General features: G+C 71.9%; 16 protein-coding genes. 10 read left to right on the top strand and 6 right to left on the bottom strand.

Going from position 1 to position 16303, the window contains the following annotated elements; genetic code table 11:
• Positions 1 to 10 precede the first annotated feature (10 nt).
• The 3 genes from I5071_RS04675 to I5071_RS04665 all read left to right on the top strand — a co-directional run bounded on the left by I5071_RS04675 (position 11) and on the right by I5071_RS04665 (position 2732).
• Positions 11 to 595, top strand: a complete 585-nt coding sequence (locus tag I5071_RS04675) for a HEAT repeat domain-containing protein (protein ID WP_236604172.1) — start codon at positions 11 to 13, stop codon at positions 593 to 595.
• 19 nt (positions 596 to 614) lie between these two features.
• Positions 615 to 1637: an alpha/beta hydrolase gene (locus tag I5071_RS04670; RefSeq protein ID WP_236604171.1), complete on the top strand. Its 1023-nt coding sequence runs from the start codon at positions 615 to 617 to the stop codon at positions 1635 to 1637.
• Positions 1638 to 2138: 501 nt separating this feature from the next.
• On the top strand, positions 2139 to 2732 hold the full coding sequence (locus I5071_RS04665; RefSeq protein ID WP_236604170.1) for a DUF4112 domain-containing protein: 594 nt from the start codon (positions 2139 to 2141) through the stop codon (positions 2730 to 2732).
• Positions 2733 to 2865: 133 nt separating this feature from the next.
• Here I5071_RS04665 and I5071_RS04660 read toward each other — a convergent pair whose 3' ends face one another.
• Both I5071_RS04660 and I5071_RS04655 read right to left on the bottom strand, forming a co-directional pair.
• Positions 2866 to 3510, bottom strand: a complete 645-nt coding sequence (locus tag I5071_RS04660) for a tetratricopeptide repeat protein (protein ID WP_236604169.1) — start codon at positions 3508 to 3510, stop codon at positions 2866 to 2868.
• Positions 3511 to 3666: 156 nt separating this feature from the next.
• On the bottom strand, positions 3667 to 3951 hold the full coding sequence (locus tag I5071_RS04655) for a hypothetical protein (RefSeq protein WP_236604168.1): 285 nt from the start codon (positions 3949 to 3951) through the stop codon (positions 3667 to 3669).
• Positions 3952 to 4108: 157 nt separating this feature from the next.
• Between I5071_RS04655 and I5071_RS04650 the strand changes: the two genes are divergently transcribed.
• Genes I5071_RS04650 through I5071_RS04640 form a run of 3 tightly spaced genes read left to right on the top strand, consistent with a single transcriptional unit; the run spans position 4109 to position 7127 of the window.
• Positions 4109 to 4432: an SCP2 sterol-binding domain-containing protein gene (locus I5071_RS04650; protein ID WP_236604167.1), complete on the top strand. Its 324-nt coding sequence runs from the start codon at positions 4109 to 4111 to the stop codon at positions 4430 to 4432.
• Positions 4433 to 4436: 4 nt separating this feature from the next.
• Positions 4437 to 5648: a CaiB/BaiF CoA transferase family protein gene (locus tag I5071_RS04645; RefSeq protein WP_236604166.1), complete on the top strand. Its 1212-nt coding sequence runs from the start codon at positions 4437 to 4439 to the stop codon at positions 5646 to 5648.
• A gap of 45 nt (positions 5649 to 5693) precedes the next feature.
• Positions 5694 to 7127: an ATP-binding protein gene (locus I5071_RS04640; protein WP_236604165.1), complete on the top strand. Its 1434-nt coding sequence runs from the start codon at positions 5694 to 5696 to the stop codon at positions 7125 to 7127.
• Between the two features lie 3 nt (positions 7128 to 7130).
• Here I5071_RS04640 and I5071_RS04635 read toward each other — a convergent pair whose 3' ends face one another.
• The gene (locus I5071_RS04635) at positions 7131 to 7835 is read right to left on the bottom strand and encodes a hypothetical protein (RefSeq protein WP_236604164.1); all 705 of its coding nucleotides are present in this window, start codon (positions 7833 to 7835) and stop codon (positions 7131 to 7133) included.
• Between the two features lie 61 nt (positions 7836 to 7896).
• Positions 7897 to 8949 carry an alpha/beta hydrolase gene (locus I5071_RS04630; RefSeq protein WP_236604163.1) on the bottom strand — a complete coding sequence of 351 codons (1053 nt, stop codon included), beginning with the start codon at positions 8947 to 8949 and terminating at the stop codon, positions 7897 to 7899.
• Between the two features lie 98 nt (positions 8950 to 9047).
• On the opposite strand from I5071_RS04630, the gene I5071_RS04625 reads away from it, so the two are divergent.
• The 3 genes from I5071_RS04625 to I5071_RS04615 are packed head-to-tail and all read left to right on the top strand — an operon-like array spanning position 9048 to position 12489.
• On the top strand, positions 9048 to 10103 hold the full coding sequence (locus I5071_RS04625) for an SDR family NAD(P)-dependent oxidoreductase (RefSeq protein WP_236604162.1): 1056 nt from the start codon (positions 9048 to 9050) through the stop codon (positions 10101 to 10103).
• The gene (locus I5071_RS04620) at positions 10100 to 11209 is read left to right on the top strand and encodes a DUF1214 domain-containing protein (protein ID WP_236604161.1); all 1110 of its coding nucleotides are present in this window, start codon (positions 10100 to 10102) and stop codon (positions 11207 to 11209) included. Before I5071_RS04625 ends, I5071_RS04620 begins: the two co-directional genes overlap by 4 nt.
• Positions 11209 to 12489 (top strand): sulfotransferase family protein, encoded by a 1281-nt coding sequence (locus I5071_RS04615; protein WP_236604160.1) that lies wholly within the window; start codon positions 11209 to 11211, stop codon positions 12487 to 12489. The genes I5071_RS04620 and I5071_RS04615 overlap by 1 nt, the downstream gene beginning before the upstream one ends.
• 75 nt (positions 12490 to 12564) lie before the next feature.
• Here I5071_RS04615 and I5071_RS04610 read toward each other — a convergent pair whose 3' ends face one another.
• Positions 12565 to 13137: a hypothetical protein gene (locus tag I5071_RS04610; protein WP_236604159.1), complete on the bottom strand. Its 573-nt coding sequence runs from the start codon at positions 13135 to 13137 to the stop codon at positions 12565 to 12567.
• 67 nt (positions 13138 to 13204) lie between these two features.
• Here I5071_RS04610 and I5071_RS04605 point away from each other — a divergent pair, with 67 nt between their 5' ends.
• Positions 13205 to 13594 (top strand): response regulator, encoded by a 390-nt coding sequence (locus tag I5071_RS04605; RefSeq protein ID WP_236604158.1) that lies wholly within the window; start codon positions 13205 to 13207, stop codon positions 13592 to 13594.
• Positions 13595 to 15361: 1767 nt separating this feature from the next.
• On the opposite strand, the gene I5071_RS04595 is transcribed toward I5071_RS04605, so the two are convergent.
• A complete protein-coding gene (locus tag I5071_RS04595) occupies positions 15362 to 16030 on the bottom strand; it encodes a hypothetical protein (RefSeq protein ID WP_236604157.1) in 669 nt (222 codons plus the stop codon).
• Between the last annotated feature and the right edge of the window lie 273 nt (positions 16031 to 16303).

The raw sequence follows: 16303 nt of genomic DNA, 5'->3' as shown, positions 1-16303 counted from the left end.
CTGTTCGCTCGTGCGGCTCCTGACCTTCGCGCTCGCGCTCGCGCTCTTCACGACGACGGCATCGGCCGCGAGCGCGCAAGACGAGGTCGGGCCCGGACGCGACGAGGCTGCGACGACGCCGCGCACCCGCGAGGACGTGATCGCGCTGCTCTCGGGCATCGAGAGCACGCCGACCCTCGAGGCCTGGCGCGCGATGGGCCCGGCGACGATCCCGCTGCTGCGCGCCGCGATCGACGATGCGCGCACGCCAGGGTTCGTGCGGGTGCGTGCGGTGCACGCGCTCGGCGCGTTCACCACGAGCGAGGCGCGCACGACGTTGCGTCGCGCGCTGCGCCGCCCCGAGGGCCTCGTGGTGCGCGAGGCGGTGCTCGCGATGACGACCGCGTTCGGCGCGGCGTCGGAGGGCGACGTCGCGCCGCTGCTCACGCACTCGGACACGGCGGTCCGCGAGGCCGTCATCGATGCGCTCGGACGGATGGGGACCGCCGACGCACGCTCGCGCTTGCAGTCGCATCTCGCACGGGAGCGGGACGAAGCGTTGCGCGAGCGGATCGAAGCGCGACTTCGGGGGGGTGCAGGGAGCAGCCCGGGATGACGGAGAAGGAACCGCTCGAATGATCCTCCGCACCGAGACCGTCGAGCAGGCGATCGACGGCAACGAGCGGGGGGTCTTCGTCAAGGACGTCGTGATGACCCCGGGGCCCCATCCCCTGGGCATGGTTCGCAAGCGGGTCGTCGCCGAGGGCACGACCACGCGCGGCACGGTCATCCTGATCCACGGGTTCGGTCAGAACCGCTACACGTGGCACTCGTCGCGGCGCTCGTTCGCGAACTACCTCGCGCGCGAGGGCTGGGACGTGTTCAACGTCGACCTGCGCGGCCACGGTCGCTCGCGACGCTTCGGCGCGCCGCGGCCGAAGGTGATGTACGAGTACATCGAGGAGGACGTGCCCGCGTTCGTGCGCGAGGCGATCGCGCTCTCCGGGCACGACGAGGTGTTCCTCGTCGGTCACTCGATGGGCGGGCTCATCAGCTACGCGGTCGGCAGCACCTCGATGCGCGAGCACGTGCGCGGCCTCGTGACGATCGGCTCGCCGTATCGCTTCGGTCAGGGCAGCGCGCTCTTGATGCTGCTGCGCGACGCCGCGGCGGCGATCGGGTGGACCGGGCTCTTCGACTCGAACCCCGCGCTGCCGGTGCGCTTCGTGGGCAAGCACCTCCAGAAGCGCGCGGCGCTCTGGGACAACCGCATCCTGCCGCTGCCGATCCGCGGCTGGGTGCCGGGGGGCGTCGAGAAGGAGGTGCTCGACGAGTACCTCAGCAAGACGTTCGAGCACACGAGCCTCGCGGTCGCGCTCGACATCTTCAAGGCGGGCTCGCGCCAGGGTTTCAAGAGCCTCGACGGGATGATCGACTACTCGGCGGCGTTCGAGATGCTCGATCGGCCGCTCTTGGTGATCGCGGGCACCGAGGACCAGCTCGCGCCGCCGGAGTCGGTGAAGCCGGCGTACGAGGGCAGCAAGTCGCACGACAAGACCTATCGAGCGTGGCCGCTGGGGCACCTGGATCTCGTGATGGGGCGCGAGGCGACTCGGACGGTGTGGCCGATGGTCCGGGACTGGCTCGCTCGTCGTTAGCTCGGGGCCGCGCGGGGAGAGGCTTCGGCGGGGGCGCGGGGCAGGGGTGCCTCGCTAGGTGCTCGCGACCTGCCTCGCGCGAGCGGCGCGAGCTTCGGGAGGCGGGGTCGTTCGCGTCTCGCGGGCGCGAGACGCGAACCATGCACGCTGTGATCGGAGTCGTGTGGCCGTCGCTGCGCGATCGCTCGGCACCCCTGCCCCGCGCCCTGCTGGGGAGGCTCCGACCGCACGCGGGGGAGAACGCGCTCGCTCGCTCATAGAGCGCGAGACGCGCGAGGGCGCTTCGCGACCTCGCTCGTCACGCGCGATCCGGGCTCGCGCTTCGCGCCTCGCCCCACTGATCGGGCTCGCGCTCCGCGCCTCGCCCCGTTCGCAGCGGCGCACTCGCACGCGCCCTCGCCCCCGCACGCGCCCTCGCCCCCGCCCCCGCCCCCGCCCCCGCCCCGCGAAATGCCTCCCGCTGCTCGTCCGTATCCACTCTTCGTGGGACGATCCCTCTCGATGGAGCGCAACCTCGACGAGCACGCCAAGCGCCTCACCGATCGCGCGGTCGACGAAGCCCTCGCGCGGATCGACGGCGGCGAGCAGCTCTCGCCCGAGCTGCGCAAGCTCGCGACCCAGCAGCTCGCGCCCTGGGCCGAGAAGCTCGTGAAGTTCCTCGACGAGACGCTGCGCATCCCGGGCACGAACATCCACCTCGGGCTCGATCCGATCATCGGCTTCCTCATCCCGGGCGCGGGCGACGCGATCACCAGCACGGGCTCGGTGTCGCTGCTCTTCCTCGCGCTGCAGTCGCGCGTCCCGACCATCGCGCTGCTGCGCATGCTGCTCAACATCGCGATCGACACCGTCGTCGGCGCGGTCCCGTTCCTCGGCGACGCGTTCGACATGTTCTTCCGCTCGAACCGCCGGAACCTCGAGATCATCCGCAAGTACCGCGACGACCCGAAGGCGACGCCGACGTTCGTCGACTACCTGCTGGTCGGCGGCGGCGTGCTCCTCGCGATCGCCGGGTTCCTCATCCCGGTGATCATCGTCTACGGCGTCGGCTTCGGCGTGCTCTACGAGCTCTGGCGCACGATCACGGGGAGCTGAGCGCTCGCGGGAGCGCGATCTCGCCATGCTGCGCCGCGCCGGAGGCTGGCTCTTCGGGAGCGAGGCCGACGAGCACGTCCCGCCGCTCGCGTCGCGCCCGCTGGCGAAGAAGCAGAAGCCGACGGAGTGATCGTCAGCGTGGCGCGCGCAGCTGCGCGATGCGGCGCTCGACGTACGCGCGATCGGGGCCATCGGGGCGCGCGCGCAGGTACTCGCGGTAGTAGTCGATCGCGTCCTGCGTGTGCCCGGTGCGCTCGCTCGCGACCGCGAGGTTGTAGACGACCTCGGGGAGCCTCGCGAAGTTGTACGCGGCGGTGAACGCCTGGAGCGCGGCGTCGTACTGGCGGCGGCGGAACATCGCGACGCCGCGCTCGAAGAAGACGCGCGCCTCCTGGGTCATCTCGTCGCTGCTGGGCGGCGTCGTCATCACCTGATCGCGCATGCGGCGATCGAGCTCGCGCATCGCGGCGATGCGTCGGTCGACGTCGGCGCGCTCGTCGCCCTCGGGCCGCGCCTCGCGCAGGTAGCGCTCGAAGTGCCGGATGGCCTCGCGCGACTCGCCCATGCGCTCGTAGACGCGCGCGATGTTGAACGTCAGCTCGGGCGAGTGGACGATCGCGTCCGCTTCGCGGAGCAGCCGCACTGCCTCGTCGAGCCGCCCCGCGTCGTACGCCGCGATCCCCTGCTGGAAGAGCTGCTGCGCGCGGCCGACGTCCTGCGCGCCGGCTGGAGCCGAGACGAGCCACACGGCGACCACCAGCGAGATCAGAGCGCGCATTCGGTCTCCATCGACGACACCGCTCGCGGCGTCATTCACGCGCCGATGGTGCCACGCCCGCGCGAGAGACTCCGCGGGGCTCCGAGATCGCGTTCACCGCGGAGCAACCCCACCACGAGCGGCCCGCTCGCCGAGACCCTTGGAACGACCGTCGCTTCAGTCCTTCTTCGCCGCCGCTTCCTGCGCGGCTTGCTGCTTCTTCAGCTCGGTCTCGAGCTTCTTGATCGTCCGCTTCAGCTCGCGGACCTCGCTCTTGGTGACCAGGCCCAGCGACTGCGCGACCTTCTCGACGTTGCCGTCGATCTGCTCCTGCACCTTCCCGCGGAGCTGGAAGGCCTGCATCGCCACCTTCATCACGCGCTCGTCCTGCATGAGCTTCGCGACCTTGGGGTCCTGCATCAGCTCCATGCCACGCTTCTTGAGAAAGTCCTTGATGGCCACGCGCGCTTGCTCCGGTCGTCGGGAAGAAGGCGACGGTCGTAGCACGACGTGGGGTGCCTTGACACCGTGCGGCATGGGGGTCTATGACCGCGACGCGCCCTGCTGAATCGCCATTCAGTGCCGGCGCCGCGTACAGGAACCCTTCGGAGGAGATCCCATGGCCGACGCCCAGACCGATTTCGGAACCCGCCTGCCCGAGAAGATCCGCAACAACCCCGACAAGGCGAAGGCCATCGGCGCCGTGTTCCTCTTCAAGATCAACGGCGACGGCGGCGGCGTCTGGACGGTCGACTGCAAGAACGACGTCGGCGTGACCGAGGGCGACAAGGGCGGCGCGGACTGCACGCTCGAGCTCTCGGCCGACGACTGGAAGACCATCTCGGACAACCCGGGCGCGGCGATGCAGCTCTTCTTCACCGGCAAGCTCAAGGTCACGGGCAACGCGATGCTCGCGACCAAGCTCCAGCAGATCCTCGCGTGATTCCATGACGGACGCGCAGGCTCGAACGGCGCTCACAGGACGCCCGCTCTCGGGCCTGCGCATCCTCGATCTCTCGCGCCTGCTCCCCGGCCCCTTCGCGTCGATGATCCTCGCGGATCTCGGCGCGGCCGTGGACAAGGTCGAGGATCCCAGCGGCGGCGACTACCTGCGCTTCATGCCGCCGATGGTCGGTGATGCCGGCAAGGGCACGCCGATGAACGCCGCGTTCCACGCGCTGAACCGCGGCAAGCGCAGCCTCGTGCTCGACCTGAAGAAGCGCGAGGGACAGGAGGCGCTGCTGCGCCTCGTGCCGCGCTACGACGTGCTGATCGAGAGCTTCCGCCCCGGCGTGATGGAGCGTCTCGGGCTCGGGTTCGAACGGCTGCGCGCGGCGAGCCCGGGGCTCGTGTACTGCGCGATCACGGGCTTCGGTCAGGACGGTCCGGCGGCGCAGCGCGCGGGGCACGACATCGGGTACATCGCGCGCGCGGGCGTGCTCGGGCTGAGCGGCCCGGAGACCGGTCCGCCCCAGGTGCCCGGCGTGCAGATGGCCGACATGGCAGGCGGCGCGCTCTTCGCGGTGAGCGGCATCCTCGCGGCGCTGCACGCGCGCACGACAACGGGCGAGGGACGCTTCGTCGACGTGTCGATGTGCGAGGGCTCGATGGTGCTCGGCGCGTTCGGGCTGATGGCGGCGCTCGCGGGCGATGGGTCGCACGCGCGGGGCGCGGGCGCGCTCAACGGAGGCATCGCGCCCTTCGGCACCTATCGCACGAAGGACGGGCGCGCGATGGCGCTCGGCGCGCTCGAGCCGAAGTTCTGGGTCGCGTTCTGCACCGGCGTCGGCATCGAGCCGGGCATGGACGCGCTGATGCCGGGGCCGCACCAGGAAGCCTGGAAGGCGCGGCTGCGCGACGTCTTCGCGAGCAAGACGTTCGCGGAGTGGATCACGTTCTCCGAGAAGGTCGACTGCTGCCTCGAGCCGGTGCTCGCGCCCGAAGAGGTGCCGAGCGATCCGCAGCACGTCGCGCGCAAGATGTTCGTCTCGCACGACGCGTCGGGCGTGACGCTGCCGATGCCGCGCACCCCGATCGCGAGCGAGGCCGCGACGGGCCCCGCGCCGACGCAGGGCCGCGACACCCGCGCGGTGCTGCGCGACGCCGGCTGGAGCGAGGGCGAGATCGACACGCTGATCGCGACCGGCGCCGCGCGCTGAGGGCCTTCCACCGGCCCTTCGGATCGCGGCACCATCCGCGGGTCCGTGCAGCCGAACGATCTCGCCGGCTTGGTCTTCGAGACGCCGCACATCCTGGTGGCGTTGCTCGATCGCGAGCTGCGCTTCGTGCGGGTGAACGAGGCGTACGCGGCGAGCACACGGCGGCCCGCCGAGGAGCTGATCGGCCGCGGGCACTTCGAGCTCTATCCGCACCCCGAGAACGAGGCGCTGTTCCGCCGCGTGCTCGAGACCGGCGAGCCCTATCACGCGTTCGAGCGTCCCTTCGCGCACCCCGATCAGTCCGAGCGCGGCACGACGTACTGGGACTGGACCCTCGCCGCGGTGCGCGAGGGCGGCGCGATCACCGGCGTGCTCGCGACGATCATCGACGTGACCGAGCACGTGCAGACGCGCGCGCGCCTGATCGAGGCCGAGCACCGCGCCGCGCAGGCGGAGAAGCTCGAGGCGCTCGGGCTGATGGCGGCGGGCATCGCGCACGACGTGAACAACGCGCTCGCGGTGATCGGGACGTGCATCGAGGTCGCGCGCACGCGGCGGCGCAACGACGAGGAGATCGCGGAGCAGCTCGAGGCGATCGACGTCTCCACGGCGAAGGCCGCGTCGACGGTGCGCCAGCTGCTCGCGTTCGGGCGCCGGCAGGTGCTGGTGCCCGAGCTGATCGATCTCGGTGACGTCGTGCGCGGGCACGCGCAGCTGCTCGCGCACGCGGTGGGGCGCGAGGTGCGGATCGCGGTCGACGTCGCGCCCGACGTGCCGCGCGCATGCGTCGATCGGGTGCAGCTCGAGGGCGCGCTCACGAACCTCGTGATGAACGCGCGGGACTCGATGCCCGAGGGCGGCCGCATCGGGGTCGTGGTGCGGGAGGCCGTGCTCGATGCGCCGCGCGACGAGGTGCCCGCGGGCCGCTACGCGACGATCGCGGTGGAGGACGAGGGCGAGGGCATGGACGAGCTGGTGCGCCGCCGCGTGTTCGAGCCGTTCTTCACCACGAAGGGCGCGGCGCACGGGACGGGCCTCGGGCTCGCGTCGGTGTACGGCTTCGTGCAGCAGAGCGGCGCGCACGTGACGGTCGAGAGCGAGCCCGGTCGAGGCTCGACGTTCCGGCTCTTCTTCCCGGCGCACACCGCGAGCGCGCGGCGCGCGCGGATCCTCGCGGCGGTCGATGACCCCGTGATCACACGGGCGCTGAGCGCGCTCCCCCACGACGTCCACGTCGTGCGCACCGCGGACGAAGCGCTCGACGCGCTGCGCACGTCGTCGTTCGAGCTGCTGGTGACCGACGAGCGGATCGCGGGCACGACGGGCGCCGCGCTCGTCGCGCGGGCACGCGCATCGAGCGCCGGACTGCGCGCGCTCTATCTCGGTGGGACGAGCGATGCGCCGCGCGATGCACCGCAGCTCGCGAAGCCGTTCACGAGCGACGCGCTGCGCGCCGCGATCGACGCGCTGCTGCGGTGAGCGTCACTCCTTCTCGTCGAGGTCCTCGGCGAGGTAGCTCATGATCACTTCGTCGAGCGACTTCTCGCTGAGGATGTCGGCGCCGAACAGCGACTCGTTCTGCTTCGGCGCGCGCGGGCGCACCGACGCGGGCTGCGTCGACTGATAGCGCGGGCGGTTGCTCGGCGGGGTCACGGCCGCAGCGGGCGTCGCGGGGCGCGCGACGGCCACCGGCTGCGCGGTGCGGCTCGGCGCGGGCGGGACCGGCGGCAGCTTCGGCGCGGGCTTCGCGGCCGCGGCGCCGGGCGGCGAGTAGCCGCCCGAGATCTGCGCGGCTGCGCGCTCGAGCGCGTCGACGTCGACCTCGGGTCGCGATGCGGTCGGCGCGACCACCGACGTCGGCTGCGTCGCGTCCTCCTCGAGCACGATCGGACGCTCGGCGAACGCGCGCGCGCCCGCGACCTCGTCCTCGTCGAAGAGCCCGTCGCGCAGCGCGATGAACATCGCCTTGTGCTGCGCCTGCATCAGCTTCTTCACGATGCCCGGGAAGCGCTCGGTCCCGAGGTACTGCGCGTACGTCGTCTTCTTCGTCGCGATGATGCGCCCACCGTCGGCGAAGAGATGCGTGAAGATGTGCGCGTGCGTGACCCCCGAATCCTCGGTCTGGATGTGGAAGATCTTCCCGCGGTGCCGGACGTTGTTGTTGTATCCGAGGAGAGGGGACGGCATCGGTGAGCGCTCGCTCCGCGAAGCTCCGAGCGTACCACGACCTTCCAGCGTCGATGTGGAACTAAACAGTGCCGGCGAGACCGCGCGAGAGCGCGTCGATCGCACGATCCACGGCGGTGCGCGCGGCGTCGATCACGCCGCCCATCGAGAAGAAGCCGTGCACCAGGCTCTCCTCGCAGCGCACCTCGACGCGCACGCCCGCAGCTCCGAGCTTCTTCGCGTACGCCTCGCCCTCGTCGCGCAGCGGATCGAAGCCCGCGGTGACGACGTAGGCCGGCGCGACGCCGCGCACGTCGTCGGCGTGCAGCGGTGAGCCCAGCGGATGGAGCTTGTCCTCCACCGAGTACTGGTCGAGGAACCAGTCCATCGTCTCCGTCTCGAGGAGGAACCCGCGCGCGAACAGGCGATGCGACTCCGCCGAGCGCGTGAGATCGGTCGCGGGGTACACCAGCATCTGGAACGCGGGCGCGGCGTGCAGCGCGCGCGCTTCGCGCGCCACGATCGCCGAGAGGTTCCCGCCCGCGCTGTCGCCGCCGACCGCGATGCGTCGAGGATCGATGCCGAGCTCGCCGGCGTGGTCGATCACCCAGCGGTACGCCGCGATCGCGTCGAGCGCCGCGGCGGGGAACACGTGCTCGGGCGCGAGCCGGTAGTCGACCGAGATCACCACGCAGCGCGCGCGGGTCGCGATGCTGCGGCACACCGCGTCGTAGGCCTCGAGGCTCCCGATCACCCAGCCGCCGCCGTGGAAGTACACGCACGCCGGGCGGGCCCGCGACGTGCGCGCCTCGGGCTCGTAGATGCGCACGCGGATCGCTCCGTCGGCGCCGCGCACGAAGCGATCCTCGACGCGGTGCATCGGCGTGGGCGCCACGTCGACGATCGGCGCCTGCACGTCGAAGTCGCGCCGCATGCGCGGTGCGCCGAGCTGGTACGGCGAGTCGCGTCGCTCCGCGAGCAAGCGCAGGATCACCTGCGTCTGCAGGTCCAGCGGCGAGCCACGATCGTTGCGCGGCGCGGGGCCGAGCATGCGGCGCAGCACCGGCGCGGGAGTCGAGAGCGCGGCGCGCAGGACGCGGCGCGCGACGCGGCGAGGCAGGTTGCGTTCGGACATCGCGATGCGGCCATCGTAGAGGCCTCCGAGCGATCGGTGAAGCGGTCGCGCGCTTGTTCGAACACGCGCTTGCGCGATCCCGTATGCTCCCGCGTCGCATGGGGCTCCGCGATCTCTTGCGTCCACGTTACGACGGTGCGTTCGCTGCGACGATCGGTGGGATCGTCGATCGAATCCGCGACCGCGCGCCGCCGCTCGCGCTCGCACCGCACGAGCGCCTCGACGGGCGCACCGTGCTCGTCACCGGCGCCAACCGCGGGCTCGGGCTCGCGATCACCGTCGAGCTCGTGCGTCGCGGCGCGCACGTCGTGATGGCGTGTCGCAGCGGCATCCCCGAGGTGATGGACGTCGTGCGCCGCGAGGCCGGCGCGGGCGCGGGGACGGTCGAGGCCGTCGGGCTCGACCTCGGGGATCTCGCGTCGATCGAGCGCATGGTCGACGAGCTCGCGGAGGACGGAGTCGCGCTCGACGCGGTCGTGCTCAACGCGGGGATCGTCCCGCGCGAGGCGCGACGCACCAAGCACGGCTTCGACGAGAGCTTCCAGGTGAACTTCCTGTCGAACGTGCTGCTCGTGCGGCGCCTGCTCGAGCGCGGCGTCATCGCGCGCGGCCCCGGCGCGCGGGCGGGCGACGATCCCGATGCGCGCGATCCCGGACAGGACGATCGCCTGCCGCGCATCGTGTTCGTGTCGAGCGAGTCGCATCGCAGCGCGCCGCCGATCGACTTCTCGCGGCTCGGCTCGTTCCGCGCGTGGTCGATGCGCGAGGCGGTGCAGGAGTACGGCGCGACGAAGCTGCTCGCGGAGACGTGGTCGCACGAGCTCGCGACCCGACTGCGCGGCGACGTCTCGGTGCACACCGTCTGCCCGGGCGCGGTGAACACGGACATCGCGCGCGAGGCGCCCTCGTGGGTGAAGCCCGCGCTCGGCGCGACGATGAAGGCGTTCTTCAAGGACCCCGCCGAGGCGGCGAAGCCGATCGCGTACCTCGTCGGCGCGCGCACGATCGAGGGCGACACCGGGCTCTACGTGCACGTCACGCGCGTGAAGGATCGCGCCGCGCAGGCGTGCGATCCCGAGCTCGGGAAGAGGCTCTGGGACGCGAGCGAGCGCCTGCTCGCGAGCGCAGGTCATACGCTCGGAGAAGGACGATGAGCGACAGCTCGCAGCGCGTGATGGACGGGACGTCGTGGGCCGAGCTCTGCGACGCGCTGAAGGCCGCGGGGCAGATCGTGCAGGACGGGCCCGACGATCCGCTCACGCGCGCCGAGGGCTATCGCTATCTGTCGCGCATCCTCCGCGCGGCGCTGCAGACGTTCGTCGAGCACAACGATCCGCGCGCGCCGGTGCTGCAGCGAGTGGTCCACGAGACCGCGAAGATGGGCGCGGACAATCCCGACAACGTCTATCTCAACGCGGCGATCTCGGGCGAGCACGCGTATCGCATCGTGGGCACGCGCGGCACGGTGCACTTCCTCTCGTTCGCGACGCAGATCGGGCACTACGGGCGCGGCAACGGGATGCCGCCGACCGGGCAGATCGACACCAGCGAGCTCGCGGTGCGCGACGACGGGACGTTCGAGGTGCTCATCGCGTGCGAGAAGCCCGCGCGCCTCGAGCCCGGCCAGACGTGGCTCCCGATGACGAAGGACACCGGCACGCTGATCGTGCGCCAGTCGCGGCTCGATCCGAAGGAGCGCATCGCCGAGCTGCGCATCGAGCGCATCGGCGCGGACCGCGGCGTCGAGCCGCTCACGCCGGCGATGCTCGACGCGGGCTTCCAGAGCACCGCGATGCTGGTGCGCGGCGCGCCGATGCTCTTCGCGTCGTGGGCGCAGATGTTCCAGGCGCACACCAACGAGCTCCCGCGCTTCGACCAGGAGATCTCGAACCGCTTCGGCGGGCTCGCGGACATCGCGTACTACCACTCGTACTGGCGCCTCGCGGACGACGAGGCGCTGGTGATCGATGCGACGCCGCCGAAGTGCGATCACTGGAACTTCCAGCTGAACAACCACTGGATGGAGTCGCTCGACTACCGCTACCACCGCATCCACGTGAACAGCGCGACCGCGACGCTGCGCGAGGACGGCAGCGTGCGCATCGTGGTCGCGCATCGCGACCCCGGCGTGCCCAACTGGATCGAGACCACGGGCCACACGTTCGGCACGATGTGCTTCCGCTGGGTGCGGCCCGAGGGTGAGCCGCCGCAGCCGCGCGCTCGCGTGGTGAAGCTCGCCGACGTGCGAGGCCTCCCGTGATGCGCGGGCGTCTCTTCGCGCGTCGCAGCGCGACCTCGACCGACTATCGACGCCCCTATCGCCCGCGGGTGATCCGCCTCGCGAACCGCTTGATGCGTGGGCTCGGCGGGCGCGGCTGGCGCATCTCGCTCGACGAGTCGTCGCTCATCGAGGCGGCGGAGGAGCGCACCGGGCTGCTCGATCTCGGCGACGCGACGTTCCGCCAGCCGATGCGGGTGCTGCTGCGCGCGATCGACGAAGAGGCGCGGCTGCATCCGATCGGTCGCTACATCACGCGCGAGCGGCTCATCTCGACGCTCGCGACGCGCATGCGGCTCGAGGAGCTGGTGCGCCGCCACCCGCGCATCGAGTCGGAGCGCACCACCAAGCCGATCGTGATCGTCGGTCTTCCGCGCACCGGCACCACGCTGCTCCATCGATTGCTCGCGAGCGACGCGCGCATCCGCACGCTGTCATCGTGGGAAGCGCTCTCGCCGGTGCCGCTCGATCCCGCCGGCGCCGATCTCGAGGAGCGCCAGAAGCGCGTCGCGAACGCGCAGCGCGCGGAGAGCGGCCTGCGGTGGATGGCGCCCGACTTCTTCGCGGTGCACCCGGTCGACGCGCTCGCGCCCGAAGAGGACGTGCTGCTGCTCGACCTCGCGTTCCGCAGCACCGTCCCCGAGAGCACGCTGCGCGTTCCGAGCTACGCGATGTGGCTCGAGGAGCAGGATCAGACGCCCGCCTACCGCTACATGAAGCGCGTGCTGCAGGCGCTCCAGTGGCAGCGCCCGGCCGAGGGCGAGCACGCGCGATGGGTGCTCAAGACGCCGCACCACCTCGAGTGGCTCGACGTGCTGCTCGACGTGTTCCCCGACGCGACGATCGTGTGGACGCACCGCGATCCGCAGCAGGTCGTGCCGAGCTTCTGCAGCATGCTCGCGCACGGGCGCGGCGTGTTCAGCGACGACGTCGATCCCCACGAGATCGGGCGAAGCTGGCTGCGCAAGGGGACGCGCATGATGACGCGCGCGATGGACGTGCGGAAGCGCGTGGGCGACGCGCGCTTCGTCGACGTGCGCTACGGCGAGCTCATGGAGAACCCGCTCGCGGTGGTGCGCCGCATCGAGGAGCGCACCGGCATGCCGTGGACGAAGGACGCCGAGACGCGCATGCGCGACACGCTGCGCAGCGAGGTGCAGCACCGTCACGGCGTGCATCGCTACCGGCTGAGCGACTTCGGTCTCGCCGAGCGCGACGTCGATCGCGCGCTCGAGCACTACCGCGACGCGTTCCGGGTCTAGTATCTCCGCCCGGAGCTTCGTTCCGTTCGTTCCGGGCTGAACATCGATCCCGGAACGAACATCCGGGCAGCCGTACTAGTCGCGGAGATCGTCCTCGAGCGTCACGTCGGTCGCGCGGAACTGCACCGTCGTCGGGCTCGCCGCGTCGCGATAGCCGCCGGTGGATCCCACCGGCTCGAGCCATGCGTGGAGGCGCACGGTCTGGCCCGCCTGGATGCCGTGCTCGCGCACGAAGACCGTCCCCGAGCCCGCTGGCGCGCGCGAGACCAGCGCGCCGTAGGTCGCGCTCGAGGCGGGGCTCGTTCCGAGGGGCGTCCCGTCGGCGGGATCGATCGGTGCGCGCAGGCGCGCGTCCCCGAGCGCGACGCCGATCGTCCTGCCGCACGCGGCGCGCAGCACGATCGACTCGCCGCGCCATCCGCTCGCGAACGGGTGCAGCGTGCTGTCGCGCCCGCCTCCGCCGCGCGACGAGCCCACCTGGCTGTGCTCGTAGAGCAAGGTCCAGCGGATCGCGGCCGCGTGGGTGGGCGCGATCGTGCTCGCGATCGAGTCCGCCGAGATCACGGTCGCACCGATCAGGCCGTACGCGCCGGCGCCGACGTGGTCGAGCGAGCGCACCGGGAACCATCGCGTGAGCCAGCGGCGCATGCGATCACGATAACGTTGTTGCGCGCGCGTCGGGATGCGTCTACGTCCTTGCGACGGACCTGTGACGATGCCCTCGGAGAACGGGCCGCTTCGCGGACGAACGGTGCTCGTGGTGGAGGACCACGAGGACATGCGCGACCTGATCTCGCAGTACCTCACGTCGGGCGGTGCGACCGTGATCGGCGCGTCGAACGGCGCGAGCGCGCGCGAGGCGCTGGCGCAGTGCAGCGTGGATCTGATCGTCACCGACATCGCGATGCCGACCGAGAGCGGCATCGAGATGATGGAGCGCATCCGCGCCGCAGGGTGGCTGCGCGAGGTCCCCGCGATCGCGATCAGCGGGGAGATCCGCACCGACGAGCTGGTGCGCTTCCGCCCGTCGTTGTTCCAAGCGGTGCTCGCGAAGCCATTCGATCCGGCGCGCCTCGTCGCGATCGCGAGCGAGCTCGTCGGCTGAGCGCGACGAGCGCGAGCAGCGCGAGCCACGCGACGCGCGTGGGCCCCCGACCGCCGGCACGACAGCCACACCCGCCCGAGACCTCTCCGGCGAGCATGCCCGCGTCGGCCCTCGGCCCCGCGTCGATCTCCTCGCTGCCCGCGTCGCCCGCGATGCCCGCGTCGACGCCGGGCGTCGCGCCACCGCCACCCGGCATCGTCGTGTCGCAGGGCCCGTCTCCGTCGTGCTCCACCGCGCCGAGATCGGGCATGCCGTCGTCGCGATCGTTGCCGCAGAAGTCGTCGGTCACCTCGGCGAGCGCAGCGCCGCGATCCACGAGCTCCGCACCGTCGCGCAGCGTGAAGTCGGCCTCGCCCGGCGCGACGAACCACGCGCTCCACTCGGCCTCGGTGACCATCTCGCGGTTCCCGCTCGATGCGAGCGTCGCCCCGTCGCGCGCGCGCACCCGACCCGAGAGCAGGTTGCCGATCACGCGCACGTCGCTCGCGGCGAAGCGCACGTCGATGCCCGTCGTGCCTGCGAGCGTGTTGTGCGCGACGAGGCAGTCCGCGCACTCGTTCACGTACACGCCGACGTCGGCCGGGCAGTGCACGATCACGTTGTTGCGCAGGATGCCGCCCTGGTGCTCGGGCGTGCACGTGCCGCCCTCGCAGATCGAGTCGGGCCCGGTGCCGCCGCCGCCGAGCGAGAGCCCGAGGCGCACGCCGCCGGTGTGGAGCTGCTCGCAGACGACGAGGTTGCGCTCGATGATCCCGTCGCGCGAGTTGCCCTTGAGGAACGCGGCGTAGCTCACGCCGTCGCCCATGCCCTTGTGGTGATCGTGGATGTAGTTGCCGCGGACGATCCAGCGGCGCCCACCGACGACGTCGATCGGCGTGACGGGGTTGCTCGTCATGCGCGCGCGGGGGTTGAAGAATTCGTTGTCCTCGACGAGCACGTCGTCGGGCCACACGCGGGGATCGCCCTCCCCGTTCGCCTTGATGTGGGCGTTGAAGCCGTGCGCGCGGTTGCCGCGGACGACGGTGCGATCGGCGTCGCCCACGATGTGCCACGCGTGCTCGCACGCGCTGTCGTCGGCGCAGACGCCCTCGACCTCGAGATCCTCGAAGCGCCAGTGCGCGCCACGCACGACGAACCCCTCGACCGCGTCGAAGCGGACGTGGGCGCCGAGCGCGGTCACGGCGCGCACGACGATGGGTGCGTCCGCGGATCCGTCGGCGTCGCACCGGAGGTTCGCGTCGACGTCGTAGGTGCCGTCGGCGAGCACGATGACGTCGCCGGGCCGTGCATCGGCGAGCGCGGCGCGGAGTGATGTCGCGTCGGAGACGGGCACGTCGCGCGCGAGCGCGCGCATCGGGACGAGCAGGAGCAGCGCGAGGACGACGGCGCGAGCCACCATCGGGTGATGCTCGCTCGCTCCTTCGCGCGTCGTCCAGAAGGTCCGAGCGGGCTCTCCGGCGAGCGAATTCAACGGCTCGCTGCCCGAGACGGGCACTCCCGTCCGCCGGCTGCTTCGCGAGCACTCCGGTCGTGTCCCGAATTCGATACATGTGACGCGCGGAAGGCGTGATCCGGCCGCCCGGCGGGCTCCCGCGGGCCCGTGGGGGCCGCGATCTCGGCGCCGGAAGGGTCGGATCGCGCGTCCGAGAGCGCGCTCCGGGCGCCGGATCGGCCTCCTCGAGCGCGCGAGGGCGCCTGCCCGGGGTCGGGAGGCGCCCTCGCGGACGTCACGATCTGCGAATCCGGCCGCCGGAGCGCGGGCTCCGATCAGGCGGCGGGGCCCTGCGGGCCTTCGGGCTCGGCGTCGGGGTCGCCGCGGCGGCGCTCGACGCGGAAGAAGCGCGCCGCCCAGTCGCGCGCGAGGCTGCGCTCGCCTGCTCGCTGCAGCAGCGCGGCGTACAGGCCGTCGCGCTCGCGGGTCAGATCCTCGGCCAGCGACTCGCGCGCGATCTGCGCCGCGCCGCGGGTCTGGGCGCTCGCGGCGGTGCGGTCGAGCGCGACCTGCGCGGACTCGCTCCACTGCGCGAGCGGCGCGCGGTGCGCCTCGAGCACGGGCTCGTCGGTGATCGTCAGCCACCCACGGACCGTGGCGACCTGGGCGACGAGACGCTGATCGATCCACGACGAGATCGCGGTGCTGAAGAAGCGCCGCCAGCGCGGCGAGGTCGTCGGCGTGTCGATCGCGAGGGTGCGGCCGAAGCGGGTGCACGCGTCGTCGAGTCGTCCGTTCGCGACGATGCGCAGGGCGCTCGCGCTCGTCCCCGCGATGCGGGCCGCGCGATCGGCCGCCCGCGTGGCGTCGACCAGCGCGAGCCAGGAGTCGGTCATCGGGAGCAGATCCGCCGCGTCGGGGTCGGCCTCTACGGCCGCGCGGGTGAAGAGGATCTCGTCCTCGATGGTGTCGAGTGTCTCTTGCGCTCTCAGCTTTCTCGGCATGGCTGCCCTCCCGCGCGGGACGGTAGCAACGGGCGGGAGAAGCGCGCCAGGGGCGGGGGCGGGTGCGGGGGCGAGGGCGGGTGCGGGGGCGAGGGCGGGTGCGGGGGCGAGGGCGGGTGCGGGGGCGAGGGCGGGGGCGCGTGCGGGGAGAGCGTGCGCGTGCGAGTGCGCGTTCTCGAGATCGCGAGCGCGTCGAAGATCGCGACCGCTCTCGAGATCACATCGCCGAGCACGATCTGCGGGGACTCGAGATCGCGCCCACCGCGAAGCAAC

Source organism: Sandaracinus amylolyticus (genome assembly GCF_021631985.1).
In the GTDB taxonomy this organism is placed as follows: domain Bacteria; phylum Myxococcota_A; class Polyangia; order Polyangiales; family Sandaracinaceae; genus Sandaracinus; species Sandaracinus amylolyticus_A.
This window is presented reverse-complemented; position numbering and strand designations above follow the sequence as displayed.

What these genes read in the sequence shown, in the direction of transcription:
- I5071_RS04670 (WP_236604171.1), top strand. Translation starts at nt 615, where the DNA reads ATGATCCTCCGCACCGAGACCGTCGAGCAGGCGATCGACGGCAACGAG.
- I5071_RS04665 (WP_236604170.1), top strand. Translation starts at nt 2,139, where the DNA reads ATGGAGCGCAACCTCGACGAGCACGCCAAGCGCCTCACCGATCGCGCG.
- I5071_RS04660 (WP_236604169.1), bottom strand. Translation starts at nt 3,510, where the DNA reads ATGCGCGCTCTGATCTCGCTGGTGGTCGCCGTGTGGCTCGTCTCGGCT.
- I5071_RS04650 (WP_236604167.1), top strand. Translation starts at nt 4,109, where the DNA reads ATGGCCGACGCCCAGACCGATTTCGGAACCCGCCTGCCCGAGAAGATC.
- I5071_RS04645 (WP_236604166.1), top strand. Translation starts at nt 4,437, where the DNA reads ATGACGGACGCGCAGGCTCGAACGGCGCTCACAGGACGCCCGCTCTCG.
- I5071_RS04635 (WP_236604164.1), bottom strand. Translation starts at nt 7,835, where the DNA reads ATGCCGTCCCCTCTCCTCGGATACAACAACAACGTCCGGCACCGCGGG.
- I5071_RS04630 (WP_236604163.1), bottom strand. Translation starts at nt 8,949, where the DNA reads ATGTCCGAACGCAACCTGCCTCGCCGCGTCGCGCGCCGCGTCCTGCGC.
- I5071_RS04625 (WP_236604162.1), top strand. Translation starts at nt 9,048, where the DNA reads ATGGGGCTCCGCGATCTCTTGCGTCCACGTTACGACGGTGCGTTCGCT.
- I5071_RS04620 (WP_236604161.1), top strand. Translation starts at nt 10,100, where the DNA reads ATGAGCGACAGCTCGCAGCGCGTGATGGACGGGACGTCGTGGGCCGAG.
- I5071_RS04615 (WP_236604160.1), top strand. Translation starts at nt 11,209, where the DNA reads ATGCGCGGGCGTCTCTTCGCGCGTCGCAGCGCGACCTCGACCGACTAT.
- I5071_RS04610 (WP_236604159.1), bottom strand. Translation starts at nt 13,137, where the DNA reads ATGCGCCGCTGGCTCACGCGATGGTTCCCGGTGCGCTCGCTCGACCAC.
- I5071_RS04605 (WP_236604158.1), top strand. Translation starts at nt 13,205, where the DNA reads ATGCCCTCGGAGAACGGGCCGCTTCGCGGACGAACGGTGCTCGTGGTG.
- I5071_RS04595 (WP_236604157.1), bottom strand. Translation starts at nt 16,030, where the DNA reads ATGCCGAGAAAGCTGAGAGCGCAAGAGACACTCGACACCATCGAGGAC.